The sequence below is a fragment of the Pontitalea aquivivens genome, from assembly GCF_046507575.1.
In the GTDB taxonomy this organism is placed as follows: Bacteria; Pseudomonadota; Alphaproteobacteria; order Rhodobacterales; family Rhodobacteraceae; genus Pontitalea; species Pontitalea aquivivens.
On the sequence record NZ_JBKFEY010000020.1, the window covers coordinates 15,378 to 32,771 of the forward strand.

The window sequence follows — 17,394 nt, forward strand, 5'->3', positions numbered from 1 at the left end:
CCAAAGACACAAGATTTAGGGGGGTGCGGGCCTTTCGATGACGGTCGAGACACCACCCGTCTCGGTCACTTCGAAATACTGGCCCCGCGGGCCCAGGGCGTCGAACAGCTCGGCCCCTGTCCCCGTCATCAGCACCTGCGCCCCAAGTGCGCAGATTTCATCGTAAAGCGCGGCCCGGCGCCCGGCGTCCAGATGGGCGGCCACCTCATCCAGCAGCAGCACGACATCTTCGCCCGCCAGGGCCCGGGCATTTGCCAGAATGAGAGAGATCAGCAGCGCCTTCTGTTCCCCGGTGGAACATTGCGCGGCCGGGGCATCCTTTGCGGCATAGACCGCGCCAAGATCCGCGCGGTGCGGACCTTCAAGCGTACGGCCCGCCGCCATGTCACGGCTGCGCCCCGCAGCCAGGGCCGCCGCCAGATCGACAGGCCCGGCATTTTCAATCGACAGGCGCGCGGCGGGAAAAACCGGATCGGCACCCTGTTGTGCCGCTACGACACGGGCCAGCGCCGCCGCGCGGTTGTCGGCAATCTGCGCACCCGCATCGGCCATCCGCGCCTCCAGCGCGCCATACCAGGCTGCATCGCGCACCGCATCCTTCAACAGCCGGTTACGTTCGCGCATGGCCTTTTCGTAATCCAGCACCGCTTCGGCATGCGAAGGAACAAAAGACATCGTCATCCGGTCCAGAAACCGCCGCCGCCCCTCGCCCCCCTCGATCCACAGCCGGTCCATTGCCGGCACCAGCCAGATCACCCGCAACAAGCGCCCCAGCGCGACCTGTGGCGCGGGTTTGCCATCGATCAACACGGTACGCGCCTGCCCGGGCAACGCCGAGGATTCCAGGTCATGCCTGTACAGCTTCGCCTGGATTTTCCAGCCGACGGCCTCTTGCCGGCGCATCATGTCTTCGGCACCCGCACGACGCAGCCCGCGCCCCGGCGACAACAGGGAAACCGCTTCAAGAATATTGGTCTTGCCCGCGCCGTTCGGCCCATGGATCGCCACCGGACGATCGCCGAACTCAAGAACGGCCCGGCGATGCGAACGGAACTGCAACAATGTCAGTTGCCGCAGCATCACCGCCCCTTCATTCCGCAAACGCCCGAAGGTCGGGGGCGTGTCACACGCGCATCGGCATCACGACATAGACCGCCGAGGTATCGTTGCCCTCGCGCATCAGAGTCGGGTCGCCAGAAGAGTTGAACAGGAAAACCGCATTCTCCCGGTCCACCTGGCTTGCGATTTCCAGCAGGTATTTCGCATTGAAGCCGATTTCCAGACGCTCGTCGCCATAGGCAACGGCCAGCTCTTCCTCGGCGGCGCCCGCATCGGGGGCGTTGACCGACAGGACCAGCCTGTCTTCATCCAGGCTCAGCTTCACGGCGCGGGACCGTTCGGATGACACCGTCGCCACCCGGTCCACGGCCTTTGCAAATTCCGAGGCATCCACCTCCAGCCGGCGGGTATTGCCCATCGGGATGACGCGGGAATAATCCGGGAAGGTCCCGTCGATGACCTTTGAGGTCAGCGTGATGGCCGGCGTGGCAAAACGAACCTTTGTCTCGGACACGGAAACGGCGATCTGCGCGTCATCGTCATCCAGCAGCTTGCGCAATTCACCCACGGTCTTGCGCGGCACGATCACGCCAGGCATGCCCTGCGCCCCGTCGGGCAAGGGCGCATCGATTCGCGCCAGCCTGTGCCCATCGGTCGCCACGCAGCGCAGCACCGGCCCGTCTTCGCCCTGCGCCACATGCATATAGACACCGTTCAGATAATAGCGTGTTTCTTCGGTCGAGATCGCGAATTTCGACTTGTCGAACAGCCGCCGCAGCACCTTGGCCGGTGCCGAGAAATTCGCGGTATATTCGGACGATGCCATCACCGGAAAATCTTCGCGCGGCAGCGTCGCAAGATTAAAGCTTGACCGCCCCGCCTGTACCGAAAGCCGCCCCGACGCCGGATCATCGGACAGCGAAATCAGCGCGCCATCGGGCAATTTCCGCACGATTTCATGCAGCATAACCGCAGAAACGGTTGTGGCGCCCGCGCGTTCGACCTGCGCATGGGTCTTGTCGACCACCTCGATGTCAAGATCGGTGGCGCGGAAAGATACGGTATCCCCCTCTGCCTCGATCAGCACATTGGCAAGGATCGGGATCGTGTTGCGCCGTTCCACCACCGATTGGGCCTGCGCCACGGCCTTCAGAAGCGCCGCGCGTTCGATGCTGATCTTCATTTCCATCCCCTAAGCTGCCGGGAACGAAAAACTAGCAGCTTTCCGCTCAGGCTCAAGATTTTTCAGGACATTCGACCGCTTTCCGGTGACCGTCAAGGCTCAGGTCTCCAGAAGGCGGCGCAGCAGGTCGATATCCTCGGCCATCTGACGGTCGGCCACCTGCAACTCCTCAACCTTGCGAATGCCATGCATGATCGTGGTGTGATCGCGCCCGCCGAAACGCCGGCCAATCTCGGGCAGGCTGCGGGTGGTCATCTGCTTGGCCAGGAACATCGCCACCTGACGCGGCCGCGCTATGGTGCGCTGCCGTTTCGGACCAATCATGTCCGACAGGCGAATATTGTAATGGTCGGCCACCTTGCGCTGGATCTCTTCGATCGTGACCTTGCGGTCCGAGGCGCGCAGGATGTCGACCAGACATTCCTGCGCCAGATCCAGCGTGATTTCACGCCCCACAAGCGACGCAAAGGCGAACAGCCGCGTCAGCGCGCCTTCCAGCACACGCACGTTGGTCGTGATGCGATGGGCAAGGAATTCCAGCACACCATCGGCCAGTTTCAGCCCGGGATACTGGCCGCGATAGGCTTCGGCCTTGGTCTGCAGGATGCCCAGCCGCAATTCGTAATCAGTCGGGTGCAGATCGACCACCAGCCCGCATTGCAGGCGCGATTTGATGCGTTCCTCAAGATCCTTGATCTCGCCGGGGGCACGATCGGCAGAAATCACGATCTGTTTTTGCTGATCGACCAGCACGTTGAACGTATGGAAGAATTCTTCCTGCGTCGAATCCTTGCCGGCGATGAACTGGACGTCATCGACCATCAGCACATCGACGGACCGGAACATTTCCTTGAAATCCATGATCTGGCGTTCGCGCAGCGCCTGGACAAAGCGATACATGAACTGTTCGGCAGACAGATAAAGCACGCGCAGTTCGGGGCGGCGCAGCTGCAGTTCATGCGCGATCGCGTGCATCAGGTGTGTCTTGCCCAGCCCCACCCCACCATAGAGAAACAGCGGGTTGAAGGTCACAGGGCCGCCCTCGGCCACGCGGCGGGCGGCGGCATGGGCCAGCTCATTGGGCTTGCCGACCACAAAGCTGTCAAAGGTAAAGCGCGAATCAAGCGGCGCGCCGGGCAATTCGGCATCATCGGCGGGGCGGGCCTGTTTCCTGGACTGTGCGGGCTTGGCCACCGCCGCCGGGCGCGGCGCACGGCCGGCTTCGGGAACGCGGATCTCGACCCGTTCCACCTCGACGCCGGCTTTTTCCAGTTCACGGCGGATCTGATCGGCAAAGTTGCGCGAAACCCAATCGCGCATGAATTTCGTGGGGGCATCGAAGCGAACGATTCCCTCAGAGACCCCGTTCAACTGGAGCGGCTCAATCCAGGTCGTGAAGTTGTTCTTGCCAACGCTTCTAAGCAACTCATCACGCACCCGCCCCCAGGTCTCTTCTGTCATGTTCTTGTCCAATCATGCCTACATCCAGCTGCAAGCCACGACCTTGGACACGCAAACACCAACCGGATCGGGCCGGACCCCGATCCGCCCTTGTGGCGGCAGCATGCATGAGGACACCGGAAACCACGCCTGGCAAGCAGACGAAGCGTAGTTCCGCCAGAAACCGGCTCGAACCCGGTTCTCTGAAAACGCATCTTTTCACCGGGCAGCCCGGCGTTTTTATCGAATCGGACCTTCAGGCCCGAACAGGCCGAAAAAGATGCGCCATGTCCCCCAAGGCGACGTGAATCGCACCCAGACGCTAGCAAGCCCCCCGAGGGGGGCGCAACTGATCTTCGCGCTTGACGCCATTTTCCCGCAAGCGAATCTGCCGGGGTGGGCGGATTCGCAACACAAATTCCTATATACCTGAAATCGCTTGATTTTCTGGATTTTGCCTAAAAGACATGGCATTCGTTTGTCCAAGGCCCATGACCCCGCACCGCCCGCCCGGGCAAATCGCCAATCATACCGCCACAGCACCTTTGCGCCCCATATTCATGGCCGGCGCCACCTGTGGCGCCAGCTTCCTGCCCGACCCGGGCTGTTCCCCCACCCTGCGCGCACCGGGCAGGGGCGCTTGCGGGCCCGTACACATCCGTCTGTCACCGCACGATGCGAATCGGAGCACGGTCAATCGTCGCTCGCGGCGGTGACCGGGTTGACCATCGCATCCAGAATGGCGGGCAGGTCGATCAGGCCAACCAGCGTGCCATCGGCCTCGCGCACCTGTGCGGTTCGTACATCGGCCTTGATCATCCGTCGCGCGACCAGATCCAGTTCCGAACGGGCGCGGACGGTGAAATCCGGCAGGATCGCGCCCTCGGCGGCCGGAGTGGCGATGGTGCGGGCCTTGATGATGCGGCCGCGGTTCACCTCTTTCACAAAGCTGGCGATGTAGTCATTGGCGGGGTTCAAAACGATGTCCTGCCCGGTGCCGACCTGTTCCAGCGCGCCATCGCGCAGGATGGCGATCTTGTCACCCAGCCGCAGCGCCTCATCCAGATCATGGGTGATGAAAATGATCGTCTTGTGCAGTTCCTCCTGCAGTTCCAGAAGAATCGACTGCATTTCGACACGGATCAGCGGATCAAGCGCGGAAAACGCCTCATCCATCAGCAATATCTCGGCATCATTGGTCAGCGCGCGCGCAAGGCCCACACGCTGCTGCATACCGCCCGACAGCTGCTTGGGATAGTAATCCTCATAGCCCTGAAGCCCCACCCGGTCGATCCAGTAGCGGGCCTTTTCCTCGGCCGCGGCGCGCGCCACGCCCTGAATCGACAGGCCATAGATCGTGTTTTCCAGCACCGTGCGATGCGGCAGCAGCGCGAATTTCTGGAACACCATGGCGGTCTTGCGCCGACGAAAGTCGCGCAACTGCGCCGGGGTCATCGACACCACGTCCTGGCCTTCATGAATCACCTCGCCCGCGGTCGGGGTAATCAGGCCGTTGATGTGCCGGATCAGCGTCGACTTGCCCGATCCCGACAGCCCCATGATCACGGTTATCTTGCCGAAAGGGATGGTCAGGTTGATGTTGTGCAGCCCCAGAACGTGGTTGTGGCGGCTGTTCAGTTCTTCCTTCGTCATGCCGGCCTTGACGGCGGCGATGTGGCGATGGGCCTCGGGGCCAAAGATCTTGTAAAGATCACGGATCTCGATGTCATGACCCTGCGGGGTGACGGCCTGTGCCGCCTGCGTCTGGGCTTGCATGTCAGTCATGGCCGACCTCCGAATGTTTCTGAAGGCGCTTGCCATAGGCCTGTGTCGCACGGTCGAAGATGATGGCGATGGCGACAATGGCCAGGCCGTTCATGACCCCCAGCGTGAAATACTGGTTGTTGATCGCCTGCAGCACCGGCTGCCCCAGCCCCCGCACCCCGATCATCGAGGCGACGACGACCATCGCAAGGCTCATCATGATGGTCTGGTTCACCCCCGCCATGATCGTGGGCAAAGCCAGCGGCAATTGCACGTTGCGCAGCTTTTGCCAGGCGTCTGACCCGAAGGCCTCGGCCGCCTCCAGCACATCGGCGGGGACTTGTCGGATACCAAGGTTGGTCAGCCGGATGATCGGCGGGATCGCATAAATCACCACCGCAATCACACCGGGCACCTTGCCCAGGCCAAAGATCATCACCACCGGAATCAGATAGACGAAGCTCGGCATCGTCTGCATCATGTCCAGAAGCGGCGTGACCCAGGCGTTCAGCCGGTCAGACCGCGCCATCAGGACACCCATCGGAATGCCCAGAACGATCGCCACCAGGGTGCAGACCGCCACCATGGCTATGGTGCGCATCGTATCTTCCCACATGCCGAAATAGCCGATCAGCAGCATCGCCAGCACCGTGCCGGCGACGATCTTCCAACTGCGGCTCATGATCCAGATCAGCGCGGCGATCACCGCAAGCACAACCACCCAGGGGCTGTTGATCATCAGGGTTTCGATCAGCACCAGAAGGGCGCGGATCGGGTCGAACAGGTTTTCCAGCGTCTCGCCATAGGCGCGGGTAAAGTCACGAAATGCGCCGTCGATTGCAAGGCGCATGGCGCGCAGATCACCGCGGCCCATTTCGGGAAAATCATACAGGTCCATGCAGGGGTCCTTATCTGCCTTGGAATGGAATACGGGCGGGAAAGCGATGCCGCCCCCGCCCGATCACGCCATGCCGCGCCTTACAGCGCCGCCTTTACCTTTTCGGCGACATCGGCCGGGACCCACTGGGTCCACAGATCCTCATGCGTCATCAGGAATTCATAGGCGCCATCCTCGTTCGAGGCCTGGTTGTCCCCCATCCACGACAGCATCTTGTTCACCGTGTCATTCGTCCAGGCGCGGGTCTGGACGTAATCCATGGCAACGCCCGCCTTGTCTGCAAACTCTTTGGTGACGGTGGTGAACACATCCGACATGGGCCATTCGGTAACCTTCGGGTCAAGGCAATCGGCGGTCACGATGCAATTGTCCCAATGCTCGCGGTCGAACCCGGCCTCAAGATCCAGCCGTGTCATGTCATATTTGCCCAGGATCGCCGTGGGGGCCCAGTAATAGCCCAGCCAGCCTTCCTGCCGGTTGAAGGCCCGCGCGATCGACCCGTCCAGCCCGGCTGCAGACCCCGGATCGACCAGTTCAAACCCCTTGTCGTCCGCGCCCGCGCCCAGATACTGGTTGCGCGCGATGTGCTGGCAGGCCCACCCCGACGGGCAGCCAAAGAAGGCCCCCTTCGACGGATCCTCGGCACCGGGGAACAGATCGGGGCGTTCCAGCGCCTGTTTCAGCGTGGTGATGCCGTGCTCCTGCGCCAGCCAGGTGGGGATCCAGATGCCTTCGACCCCGCCATCGGTCAGGATCTGGCTGGCGATCACCAGCCGCCCTTCGGCCACGGCCTGATCCAGCGGCTCCTTGACGGCATTAACCCACATTTCGGGGGCTATGTCGGGTTCGGCCTTTTCATTCATCGAGGTGAAGGTCGGCATGGTATCGCCCGCGACCAGTTCCACCTTGCAGCCATAGCCTTCCTCAAGAATGATCTTGTCGACCCAGGCGGCCAGACCGGCCGAAGCCCAGTTCATTTCGGCGATGGTGATGTTGCCGCAACCCTCGGCGGCCAGCGCCGGGGTCGCAAGGGCAGCGCCAAGGGCAAAACCCGTCGAGGCAAGAAACTTGCGCATGTAAGTCCTTTCGTTCGCGTGGCGCTTTCTTGATGACCACACCCCACGCACCACGCGGACAGGGCGGCCCTGTTGATTTTGTGCCGCAAGAAGTACCCGAAAGACGGGCAAGGCGGCGGGCCACAGAATGGTCGAACGTGGCCGAAACGACTGCCGTGATGGCAGAAAGAAAGCCCGGAACGGGCCGTTGTGCGCGCAATTATAGCGAAAAACTCAACAGAATCAAGGCACCGCACGGAAGGCCGGTTACCGCCCGCACATCGGCACCAAAGACGCAGGTCCCGGGGGGCCGCGCCAAAACAGATTATTCGCCCTATTCCAGAGGCTTGGCACAAAGCACCCGCGACCCGCAGGCGCCGCGTCATGGCCAAACGGTGACGACAGCGGGGAACGGCAGGTTCCCCGATGCCGACCGGCAGATGCGGGCCCGAACGCCAAACTCCGCACAAGCCGTGCGGGCACGATCCACCAGCGGCCTGACAAACCACAAAAGGCATGTCGCGCACCGGGCCAATGCGGCCCGAAGCCCGACCGCCTGGTGCATTGCAACCACGTCGGCGACAGGTCTTAACGCATCATGTCGGGCAGCCACAGGATGAGGCCGGTGAAGGCCAGAAACCGGACAAAGGTCAACGCCCCCGGATCGGCATGAAGATCATGGCGGCGGTCCGCACCGGAAAACACTGCCTCCGGGCGGTCCAGGGTTGGCGGCCGGATCAGACCCCGGCGGCAATACCGCGCAGCCGGTCGTTGATCAGACTGTCTGCCTCTCGCATAATCCGCTCGATCAGATCCTTGACGGTCGGGATATCATAGACGAGCCCGGCAACCATACCGCAAGACCAGGCCCCCACATCTGTCTGGCCGTCAATCATGACTTTCGGGTAGACACCTGCAACATCGGCAGCGATGTCCGAGAAGGTAAGATCGCGCCCCAATGCCAGTTCCTTTTCAACGACGCGCTGGACGGCCTCGTTATTGAGAACTCGCTCGGTATTACGCAGCGGGCGCATGATCAACCGCGTATCCAGCTCGGTTGCGGCAAGGATCGCCTGTTTGACATTGTCATGAACAGGGGCGTCCTGGGTTGCGACAAAACGTGTTCCCATGTTCATACCCTCTGCGCCCATCGCCAGAGCGGCGACCAGGGACCGGGCATCCGCCATGCCGCCGGATGCGACAAAGGGAATATCCAACTCGTCCGCTGCACGGGGAAGAAGGATCATGTTCGGAATGTCGTCTTCGCCAGGGTGACCACCGCATTCAAAGCCGTCGATCGACAACGCATCGACGCCGATGCTTTGTGCCTTCATCGCGTGCCGGACACTTGTGCATTTGTGAATGACCTTGATGCCATGGTCCTTCAACCGTGGCAGCCATTTCGCCGGATTGTTGCCGGCCGTTTCGACGATTTTCACCCCGCCATTGATGATCGCCTGGATATAGCCGGGATAGTCCGGCTGATTGACGATCGGCAGAAAGGTAAGGTTTACCGCGAATGGCTTGTCCGTCAGATCCCGGCACAAGGCGATTTCATTGGCCAGATCTGCCGGAGTTTTCTGGGTTAGCCCGGTGATCGTTCCGAGCCCGCCGGCATTGGAAACGGCCGCCGCCAGTTTTGCAAAGCCAACATAGTGCATCCCGCCCTGTATAATAGGGTGTTGGATACCAAAGAGCTCCGTAATCCTTGTTTTCATGGATTTTTCCCTTGACCATTCGTTCCAGTCGGAACCTTGACGGCGAGTGCGATGCCCTGCCCCCCGCCGATACACATGGTGGCCAGCCCAAGACCACCGCCCCGGCAAGACAGTTCGTGAATGAGTTTTACGATCAGGATCGCCCCTGTTGCTCCGATCGGATGCCCGAGCGCGATTGCGCCACCATTCGGATTCACCTTTGCAGGATCGAAGCCCAGTTCGCGCGACACTGCGATGGCTTGGCTTGCAAAGGCTTCATTGGATTCGATCACGTCAAAATCATCAACATTCAACCCGTGCCTATCGAGAAGCTTTCTCACGGCTGAGACCGGCCCGATGCCCATGACCTCGGGGGCCACACCAGAATGCGCATAACCGATGATCTCGGCCATCGGCAGCAAGCCCCGGCTTTCGGCCCTGGCCGTCTCCATCAGAACCAGCGCCGCGGCACCATCATTGATTCCCGAGCTGTTGCCTGCCGTTACGGTGCCATCGGATTGGAAGACCGGTTTCAACTTCTTCAGATCCGCCGTTGTGACATCCGGCCTGAAATGCTCATCACGAAGGAATTCGGTCACATTTCCCCGGGCGCGGATCTCAACCTTTGCGATCTGGTCTGCAAAAAGGCCGACTTCCCAGGCCCGCTCGGCGCGGCGGTGACTTTCGACTGCGAAACTGTCCTGATCCTCACGGCTGATCCCCCAGCGTTTGGCAACATTTTCGGCCGTGACACCCATATGGCCGTTGCCAAAGGGATCCGTCAGGGAACCAACCAGCATATCGGTCATGACCATATCGCCAAGTCGAACCCCATTGCGACTGCTGAATGCACCATGCGGCGCCCGTGACATCGATTCTGCGCCGCCCGCCAGGGCCACGTCGCAATCGCCAAGCAGGATCGATTGAGAGGCCGATATCACCGCCTGCATTCCCGACCCGCAAAGTCGGTTAAGTGTCATTGCGGGGGCCTGATGCGGCACACCTGCGGACATTGCGACAACGCGCGACAGGTACATGTCGGAGGCTTGCGTATGGATGACATTGCCGAAGACCGTATGTTCGATTTCTTCTGCTGCGATGCCCGAACGCCCGATAGCGGCATGGGCGGCGACGCGGCCCAATTCGGTGGGCGGAAGGCCGCTCAGACCTCCGCAAAACCCTCCGATTGGCGTTCGCATGCCAGCCAATATCGATACGGAACGCACCTGCTGTTTCATGTCTTGAAGCCCCTATGCCTGCATGCTGTGGAAGTATTGATAACTTTCAGGTCAGTCCGGATTATCGGCCAACATCTGGAAAGGCCCCCGGCCCCATCGCAATGCAAGCTTCGCGCAACGATCGATTTCCTGGGGGTCGGCAATCCCGGCCTGGCGAATTTCTTCGGCTGGTGCGGCGATGGATTTCAAAAGCAGTTGCCTGATAGCGGCGCTGTCGTGCCCAAGGTCGGCCTCGCCTTCGACAGCCCAAAGCTCGCCACGCTCCACCAGATCATCCAACCCTTCGGACAGGGTATAAGCCGGCCCCAGCTCTGCCAGATTCTTCATTGCGTTTCTGGCGATCACCGGCTTGATGAAATTCATGACATCGAACGGCCCGACCGGGCTGCCGACCAGATCACGCCCGATTTCATTGACTTGTCGGATTGTGCCGCCACCATGATCGATGATTTGCGCCGCTGCATTCAGAAACGGCACGAAGAAACGATTAATGGCAAAACCCGGAGCGTCCTTGCAATGAAGGATGGTCCGGCCGGTAGCCTGAAGAAAGGCGGCCGCCCGGGCCAAAGCCTCGGCACTTGTTTGTTCGCCCTGCACGAGCTCGACAACTGGTGACGTATCCGCCGGGGAAAAGTAATGCATGCCCAGGAAGCGGCCAGGGCAGGCGACGGCCTTTGCCAGCCCCGACACCCTGAGAGCGCTTGTGTTCGTTGCGATAAGAGTTGTCTCGGAGCAAACGGCGCTGATATGCCCAAGCAGTTTCGTCTTGACCGCGAAGTCCTCGAAGACGGCCTCGATGACAAGATCAGCCTCCAGGGGCGCATCAACATCATCGGTGTAGCGAATATGTGACCGACACGCCCTTGCTTGCGCAGCGTCAAGGCGCCCCGCTTCCTCATGTTTCTGAAGTTGCCTGGCAATTTGCTGCGCCGAACGGTCCAGAGCCTGCCGCGACCGGTCCAGCATCGTAACCTCGATGCCATGGCGAACCGCGTTTGACGCAATTCCGGTTCCCATCGTGCCAGCTCCGACAATGGCGATGCTCGAAACCATGATCCTGCCCCCTTGATGTGCCCGGGCTTTCACCCGCTTCGGTCGCGCCCTTTGGGACACCACCGATGAAGCCGCTCCGCTCAGTGGATCTGGTGACACAAAATCGGGCATTTTGCAATATATTTTTCATTATTCGAAATTTTATTGCATAAATATTTCTATATAGTAAAGTGAGGGTGAAGAGAGTACGCCGCATCACCGGCTGCCGGGATTCGGTTCCACAGTCGGATTGGTCCGGCAGAAAACGGGGGAGAAGATGGAATTTGCCACGCTGCGGTATGAGGTGTCCGACAACATTGCCATTGTCACGCTTTCGCGCCCGCAGAGGCTCAACGCGTTCACGTTGGAGATGGGCCGTGAAATCGTCAGCGCCCTGGATGCCGCCGAAGAAGATGACGCGGTTCGCGCGGTCATCGTTACCGGGGATGGGCGTGCATTTTGTGCCGGCATGGATCTGTCTGTGAACGGGAATGTTTTTGGCCTGGACGAAACAGTCGATCCGATGGGTCAAGACGCGGCGAAGATCCGCGATTCCGGCGGCCTTGTGACACTTCGCATCTTCCGGATGACCAAACCCGTCATCGGGGCGCTGAATGGTGTTGCGGTTGGGATCGGCGCCACAATGACCTTGCCGATGGATGCGCGCATTGTCTCCAGCAATGCGCGTGTCGGCTTTGTATTTTCCCGCATCGGGATTTGCACGGAGGCTTGCTCCAGCTGGTTCCTGCCAAGGCTGGTGGGCATGAGCCGATCGCTCGAATGGGTTTTGTCCGGCGAGGTCCAGTCCAGCGAAACGCTACTCGAAGCCGGTTTCGCGCAGAAAGTAACCTCCCCCGAAAGTCTGCTCGACGAGGCGATGGCAACCGCCCGGCGTTTCACGTCGGGCACATCGCCACTGTCTGTTGCCGCCAACAGGCAATTGCTTTGGCATATGAGCGGCGCAAGCCACCCGATGGAGGCGCATCAGCTGGACAGCCGCCTTATGCTTGAACTCAGCATGTCGGATGGCAAGGAAGGTGTCACTGCATTCCGCGAGAAGCGGCAGCCCGTGTTTTCGCAAGCTGTCGAAGGTCGACTGCCGCTAACTCTGGGCTGGCTGAAAGAGCCTCCGTTCGAGTGACCGCGCAACTCCGCACCGCATCATGACCCCCTGCCCGACCCTCGGACAGGTCAAGCTCACGGCCGTGTCGCGGGCCTGCCGGGAAGTCGGGCCGGTCAACCTTGCGGGACATTTACGCGACAAGGACACCGTCAGAATCCGGTGCTGCATTCAAGGCACCACTCACTTAAAAATTTCACATAGTAGTGCCGCGCCGAGCCGCCATTGCGGTTTTCAAAATTATGGCCATAATCAGGATCGTTAAGATGTCAGGCCAGTTTTCAGCTGGTTGTTCCGAACGCAACCGGATGCCCACTATGCGCAAAATCCAAAATGAAGACCTGGTGGATCCTGCAGATCAGGACGGCACTAAAGGCATGTCGAGCACGCTGATCCGCGGACTGGACGTGTTGTCGGCTTTCCGGGGAATACAGGAAACCCTGTCCAATAGCGAACTCGCCGACCGCCTGAACCTGCCAAGGCCTACGATCACCCGCCTCTGCAGCACGCTCGCATATGCGGGATATCTCACCAAAGTCAAGGCGGGCAATTATCGGCTTGGCTTGCGTGTCCTGGAACTGGCCTATCCGGTGTTATCGTCGATGACATTTCGTCAGCGCGCGATTACGGTGATGCGGGAATTCGCGGAATTCACTGGCGGCGCGGTATCGCTGGCAACAATACATGGCGCAAACCTCATCTTCGTGCAAACGGTCCACCTGTCGCAGTCGATGGCACATAGCCCGGAAATTGGTGCGATCGGGCCACTCTACAAATCCGCGATGGGTCGTGCCCTGTTGTCGATGCTCGATGCCGACATGCTACGCGCGAAGGAAGCCGAGATCGCGGCAGCCTACCCCGAAGAGTGGAAAGAATTCAAACCCAGGGTGCGGGAAGGGATCGCGCATTGCCGCGAACACGGTTTCGTCGTGGCACTTGGTGACTGGCGGCCCGGGTTTTATGGTGCGGCGGCGCCGATCAAACAGCTGAAAAGCGGGCTCTATATTGCCATCAACTGTGGCGTTCCCGAACACAAGATTTCGGCTGAAGAGTTCACTGACGTCATGGGAAGAAAAGTTGGTGCCTCTGCGAAGGTTCTGCGGGACAGCTTCGCGGATCTCTGAATATCTCTGGCACGGGAACCCGATATTGCTCGTGACATGACGTTGTCCCGAACGCCCAGGCATGTTCATCATCAGCACTATGTCGGCAAGGGAAACCCGCCCTCAACCAGATAAAGCGTGAACGGCAATGTCAGGAACGACAGGGCGGTCTGCAACGTCACGATATTTACCATCAGCGGAACGTCCCCGCCGAGTTCCCGGGCCAGGGCCTGCGACGACGCAGCGGTAGGAACGGCGGCAAAGATCGCCAGCACCAGCGCCGGAACACCGGAAAGCCCGGACATCGCCGCGATCCCGACAACCGCCAGCGGAAAAACAAAGAGTTTTACTGCCGTTGCCAGCATCAACGGCCCCGGAGAAACCCGAAAGGCCCCGAACCGCAAGCTCGCCCCGACACAGAGCAGCATCAGCGGCAGGGCCGCGCTACCCAGCAATCGGGTCAGGTCGAAGGCAAGACCCAACATCTGAGAGGGCAGGGCATTGACCGCGAGCCCGGCAAAAACGGCGATCAGCACAGGATTGCGGTACAGGTCGCGCAGGATCGCGCGTCCGCCACTGATATTGCGATCCGAATGGGACAGTTCCACCATCATCGGTGTAATCGTCAGGTTCGTGATCAACACGAGGATCGCGGCTGCAAGCGACGCAAGCGCAAGACCTGTTTGCCCGAAAATTCGTTCGGCAACCGCCAGCGCAATGAATGTGTTGTGACGCGCCGCGCCCTGCAGAACGGAACTGGTCACCGATCGGGGCAAAGGCAGGGCACGCCCCGCGATCCGCACCAACAGCACCACCAGGAAGAATGCACCCGCCAATGTTATAATGTATGGTAGTACGAGATCACCCTCGAAGCGGGTTGTCCCGAGCTTCGAGAACAGAAGGGCCGGCATCAGCACCCAATAGACGAGCCGTGCGGACTGCTGCCAGAATTCGTCCGAAAATATCCCCACCCGGAACAGGATTTGCCCTGCGATCAGCAGCCCGAAAATCGGCACCACGGTCGACATCACCGCAATCATGTTAGAGCCATCCAGATTGGGGCCGCTGCAAAACCAACCGTGATCGCAAGTCTCATTCGCGCCGGCCGGCCTGCGTCTGCTGTGCTATGCCGGATGCGACAGCATCGACATATGCGCCAAGCACCTCTTCGTTGTCACGACCAAGCTTTCCGGCGCTACTGCGCACCTGGCATGGCGAACGGCTGAAACGGGGCACAATACCCTGCATCTTCACGGAACCGAAATCGTCGTCGGGCACAGATACAATGGCATCGCGTGCCTGATACTGCGCATCCTTGAATATCATGTCGACAGAGAAAATTGGCGCCAAGGTGCCGCCCTCGCGTTCGAAAGCCGCTACGATATCTACCAGATCATGCTCGGCAAACCACTGGCGGAACACGGCATCAATTTCCGCTGAATTCTCGACCCGCAACTTGTTTGTCGCATAGCGCGGATCATTCAGCAGGTCGGTCCGCTGGATGGACCTCAGATTGGCGGCAAATGTATTGTTCGTGCTGCCCGACAGCGAGACATACTTGCCATCACGGGTCGGATAGACATCTGAGGGCGCAGAATATTGGTTCAGGTTGCCATTCCGCCTGAACACCTGACCAAGCTGATCATAGGCAATGGTCTGGAAATCAAGAAGCCGGAATACAGCTTCGGTCAATGACAGATCAACAACCTGCCCCCGTCTTTCGGGATCGCTACGCACCGAATGCAACGCGGTCATGATCGACAGGGCGCCGAACAGGCCCCCGATGGCGTCACCCATCGGGTATGATGGATGAATCGGTGGACCGTCCGCCTCGCCGGTCAGATGGGCCAGCCCGGACATTGCCTCGAAAAGTCTTGCAAAACCGGGCTTTGCCGCACGGGGCCCGTCCTGGCCGAAACCAGTCACCCGCAAGATGACCAAAGACGGGTTGATGGCGTGCAGCACCTCTGGTCCCAAGCCCCAGCGTTCAAGCGTGCCGGGGCGAAAATTTTCGACCACGACATCGAAATCGCGCACCATGCGCAGGAAGATCGCGGCGCCTTCGGTCGTCCGCAGGTCCAGTTCCACGAAACGTTTGCCGCGGTTCGTCACCTTCCACCACAGCGATTCTCCTTTCTTGAAAGGCGGGAAGCTACGCATGCCATCACCCTGACCGGGCATTTCCACCTTCACCACGTCGGCGCCGTAATCCGCCATCAATGTGGCCGCGAAGGGCGCAGCAATAATGGTCGAGATGTCGAGCACGCGAAGATCGCTGAGTGGCCCGGTGGCAGTCATGTCGGTTCTCCTTTGCGGCGCGCCGCACGCCTGTCCAGTCCCCAGCGCACGGTCGGCCAGGCGAGGAACGCCAATGTCATTGCGAACAATACCAGAGCTATGGGCGAGGTGAAAAAGGCCAGAAAACTGTCGTTCGTCAGGATCAGTCCGCGGCGCAGGCTGCTTTCGATCATCGGGCTGAGAACAAAGCCGATCACCACCGGCGCCAGCGGAACCTCAAGCCAGCGGAAGGCAAAACCGATCAGCCCCGCGACAAACAGCACGACCAAATCGAAGCCACTGAGATTGACCGAATAGGTTCCCACCACGATCAGCCCGATAACGCAGGCCATCAGCACTGGTTCAGGAATTCGCAGCACGCGGCTGAACAGCGGCGCAAGGGAAATGCCCATTACGAACATCACCACATTGACCGCGAACAACGCCATGAAAAGGTACATCACCAGGTCCGGCTGATTGACGAACAGTGAGGGGCCCGGCACCACATTCTGGATTGTCATCGCGCCCAGCATCACCGCGGTCACCGGATCCCCGGGGACGCCAAGTGCCAGGGTCGGCACCAGCGCACCGGCGGTCACTGCATTGTTGGACGCCTCTGAGGCGATGATGCCGTCGGGTGTGCCCGTCCCGAACTTGTCGCGATCGGGTGAGCTGCGCTTGGCCTCGGCATAACTGACCAGAGAGGCCGCAGTGGCGCCGACGCCCGGCAGGCTTCCGATCCAGGTGCCGATAAGCGACGATTTCAGCAGCAGCTTCCAGCGTTTGACAACCTCGGCCAGCGGCGGCACGGCAAAGCCCACCTTGTGCTGGATCGGCGTCTCTTTTCCATGTGGTCCAGCGACGCGCCACATCACCTCGGAAAGGGCGAACAACCCTACCAGCACCGGGATCAGGGCCAGCCCGGCCGACAGATCATAGATGCCGAAATCGTAGCGCGTGACACCCGATATGGGGTCCTGGCCGATCAGCGCCAGAAAAAGCCCGAAAGAAGTGCCAAAGATCCCCTTGATCGCGCTTTCGCGTGCCACCGAAACAATGCAGGTCAGCGCAAAGATACCAAGCGCGAAATACTCGATTGGGCCGAAACGCAGCCCAAACCGTGCCAGCAACGGTGCGGCAACCGCCAGGATCACGCAGGCGATGATACCGCCCACGGCTGAACTGAGGGTTGCCCAGCCAAGTGCCAGGCCCGGCTGGCCGCGCCGCGCCATCGGATAGCCGTCGAACAACGTCGCCGCCGATTGCGGTGTGCCCGGTGTGTTCAAGAGAATCGCCGGGATCGACCCACCGTAGACCGAGCCGCAATAGGTGCCCAGCAGCAGCGCGATGCTGGCCGTCTGGTCCAGAACGAAAGTGAACGGAAGGATAACAGTAATGCCCAGTACCGAGCCGAGGCCGGGAATGGCACCGATCAGGATGCCGTAGAGCGTGCCGAGCGCGATTGCCAGAATGGCCTCGAACGAAGCCAGCATCCCCAGCGCATCCATGATGGTTTGCGTCGTCATGG

14 protein-coding genes are annotated in these 17,394 nt (G+C 60.4%); 2 read left to right on the plus strand and 12 right to left on the minus strand.

What is annotated here, in order from left to right:
• Nucleotides 1-15 precede the first annotated feature (15 nt).
• From recF to ACK8OU_RS15840, 9 genes are all read right to left on the minus strand, one after another.
• Nucleotides 16-1,080 (minus strand): DNA replication/repair protein RecF, encoded by a 1,065-nt coding sequence (recF, locus tag ACK8OU_RS15800; RefSeq protein ID WP_410304377.1) that lies wholly within the window; start codon nucleotides 1,078-1,080, stop codon nucleotides 16-18.
• A gap of 43 nt (nucleotides 1,081-1,123) precedes the next feature.
• Nucleotides 1,124-2,242, minus strand: coding sequence for a DNA polymerase III subunit beta (gene dnaN / locus ACK8OU_RS15805; protein ID WP_410304378.1), 1,119 nt, complete (start codon nucleotides 2,240-2,242; stop codon nucleotides 1,124-1,126).
• Between the two features lie 99 nt (nucleotides 2,243-2,341).
• Nucleotides 2,342-3,703: a chromosomal replication initiator protein DnaA gene (dnaA, locus tag ACK8OU_RS15810; RefSeq protein ID WP_410304379.1), complete on the minus strand. Its 1,362-nt coding sequence runs from the start codon at nucleotides 3,701-3,703 to the stop codon at nucleotides 2,342-2,344.
• Between the two features lie 672 nt (nucleotides 3,704-4,375).
• Complete coding sequence (locus ACK8OU_RS15815; protein WP_410304380.1) at nucleotides 4,376-5,467, minus strand: quaternary amine ABC transporter ATP-binding protein; 1,092 nt, start codon at nucleotides 5,465-5,467, stop codon at nucleotides 4,376-4,378.
• Complete coding sequence (locus tag ACK8OU_RS15820) at nucleotides 5,460-6,344, minus strand: ABC transporter permease (protein WP_410304381.1); 885 nt, start codon at nucleotides 6,342-6,344, stop codon at nucleotides 5,460-5,462. The genes ACK8OU_RS15815 and ACK8OU_RS15820 overlap by 8 nt, the downstream gene beginning before the upstream one ends.
• Before the next feature lie 80 nt (nucleotides 6,345-6,424).
• A complete protein-coding gene (locus ACK8OU_RS15825; RefSeq protein ID WP_410304382.1) occupies nucleotides 6,425-7,420 on the minus strand; it encodes an ABC transporter substrate-binding protein in 996 nt (331 codons plus the stop codon).
• A 716-nt stretch (nucleotides 7,421-8,136) separates the two neighbouring features.
• Nucleotides 8,137-9,117 carry an NAD(P)H-dependent flavin oxidoreductase gene (locus tag ACK8OU_RS15830; protein ID WP_410304383.1) on the minus strand — a complete coding sequence of 327 codons (981 nt, stop codon included), beginning with the start codon at nucleotides 9,115-9,117 and terminating at the stop codon, nucleotides 8,137-8,139.
• Nucleotides 9,114-10,322, minus strand: a complete 1,209-nt coding sequence (gene bktB, locus ACK8OU_RS15835) for a beta-ketothiolase BktB (RefSeq protein ID WP_458524358.1) — start codon at nucleotides 10,320-10,322, stop codon at nucleotides 9,114-9,116. The genes ACK8OU_RS15830 and bktB overlap by 4 nt, the downstream gene beginning before the upstream one ends.
• Nucleotides 10,323-10,385: 63 nt before the next feature.
• On the minus strand, nucleotides 10,386-11,387 hold the full coding sequence (locus ACK8OU_RS15840; protein WP_410304385.1) for a 3-hydroxyacyl-CoA dehydrogenase family protein: 1,002 nt from the start codon (nucleotides 11,385-11,387) through the stop codon (nucleotides 10,386-10,388).
• A 256-nt stretch (nucleotides 11,388-11,643) separates the two neighbouring features.
• Here ACK8OU_RS15840 and ACK8OU_RS15845 point away from each other — a divergent pair, with 256 nt between their 5' ends.
• Both ACK8OU_RS15845 and ACK8OU_RS15850 read left to right on the plus strand, forming a co-directional pair.
• Nucleotides 11,644-12,507 carry a crotonase/enoyl-CoA hydratase family protein gene (locus ACK8OU_RS15845; protein ID WP_410304386.1) on the plus strand — a complete coding sequence of 288 codons (864 nt, stop codon included), beginning with the start codon at nucleotides 11,644-11,646 and terminating at the stop codon, nucleotides 12,505-12,507.
• A gap of 245 nt (nucleotides 12,508-12,752) precedes the next feature.
• On the plus strand, nucleotides 12,753-13,610 hold the full coding sequence (locus ACK8OU_RS15850) for an IclR family transcriptional regulator (RefSeq protein WP_410304387.1): 858 nt from the start codon (nucleotides 12,753-12,755) through the stop codon (nucleotides 13,608-13,610).
• Between the two features lie 77 nt (nucleotides 13,611-13,687).
• On the opposite strand, the gene ACK8OU_RS15855 is transcribed toward ACK8OU_RS15850, so the two are convergent.
• The 3 genes from ACK8OU_RS15855 to ACK8OU_RS15865 are packed head-to-tail and all read right to left on the minus strand — an operon-like array spanning nucleotide 13,688 to nucleotide 17,392.
• Complete coding sequence (locus ACK8OU_RS15855) at nucleotides 13,688-14,629, minus strand: AEC family transporter (protein ID WP_410304388.1); 942 nt, start codon at nucleotides 14,627-14,629, stop codon at nucleotides 13,688-13,690.
• A gap of 52 nt (nucleotides 14,630-14,681) precedes the next feature.
• Nucleotides 14,682-15,887, minus strand: coding sequence for a CaiB/BaiF CoA transferase family protein (locus tag ACK8OU_RS15860; protein WP_410304389.1), 1,206 nt, complete (start codon nucleotides 15,885-15,887; stop codon nucleotides 14,682-14,684).
• A complete protein-coding gene (locus ACK8OU_RS15865) occupies nucleotides 15,884-17,392 on the minus strand; it encodes a tripartite tricarboxylate transporter permease (RefSeq protein ID WP_410304390.1) in 1,509 nt (502 codons plus the stop codon). Before ACK8OU_RS15865 ends, ACK8OU_RS15860 begins: the two co-directional genes overlap by 4 nt.
• Nucleotides 17,393-17,394 lie beyond the last annotated feature (2 nt).

Bases quoted from the DNA above. Each gene is read 5' to 3' on its own strand.
- recF (WP_410304377.1), bottom strand. From the start codon at position 1,080: ATGCTGCGGCAACTGACATTGTTGCAGTTCCGTTCGCATCGCCGGGCC.
- dnaN (WP_410304378.1), bottom strand. From the start codon at position 2,242: ATGAAGATCAGCATCGAACGCGCGGCGCTTCTGAAGGCCGTGGCGCAG.
- dnaA (WP_410304379.1), bottom strand. From the start codon at position 3,703: ATGACAGAAGAGACCTGGGGGCGGGTGCGTGATGAGTTGCTTAGAAGC.
- ACK8OU_RS15815 (WP_410304380.1), bottom strand. From the start codon at position 5,467: ATGACTGACATGCAAGCCCAGACGCAGGCGGCACAGGCCGTCACCCCG.
- ACK8OU_RS15820 (WP_410304381.1), bottom strand. From the start codon at position 6,344: ATGGACCTGTATGATTTTCCCGAAATGGGCCGCGGTGATCTGCGCGCC.
- ACK8OU_RS15825 (WP_410304382.1), bottom strand. From the start codon at position 7,420: ATGCGCAAGTTTCTTGCCTCGACGGGTTTTGCCCTTGGCGCTGCCCTT.
- ACK8OU_RS15830 (WP_410304383.1), bottom strand. From the start codon at position 9,117: ATGAAAACAAGGATTACGGAGCTCTTTGGTATCCAACACCCTATTATA.
- ACK8OU_RS15840 (WP_410304385.1), bottom strand. From the start codon at position 11,387: ATGGTTTCGAGCATCGCCATTGTCGGAGCTGGCACGATGGGAACCGGA.
- ACK8OU_RS15845 (WP_410304386.1), top strand. From the start codon at position 11,644: ATGGAATTTGCCACGCTGCGGTATGAGGTGTCCGACAACATTGCCATT.
- ACK8OU_RS15850 (WP_410304387.1), top strand. From the start codon at position 12,753: ATGTCAGGCCAGTTTTCAGCTGGTTGTTCCGAACGCAACCGGATGCCC.
- ACK8OU_RS15855 (WP_410304388.1), bottom strand. From the start codon at position 14,629: ATGATTGCGGTGATGTCGACCGTGGTGCCGATTTTCGGGCTGCTGATC.
- ACK8OU_RS15860 (WP_410304389.1), bottom strand. From the start codon at position 15,887: ATGACTGCCACCGGGCCACTCAGCGATCTTCGCGTGCTCGACATCTCG.
- ACK8OU_RS15865 (WP_410304390.1), bottom strand. From the start codon at position 17,392: ATGACGACGCAAACCATCATGGATGCGCTGGGGATGCTGGCTTCGTTC.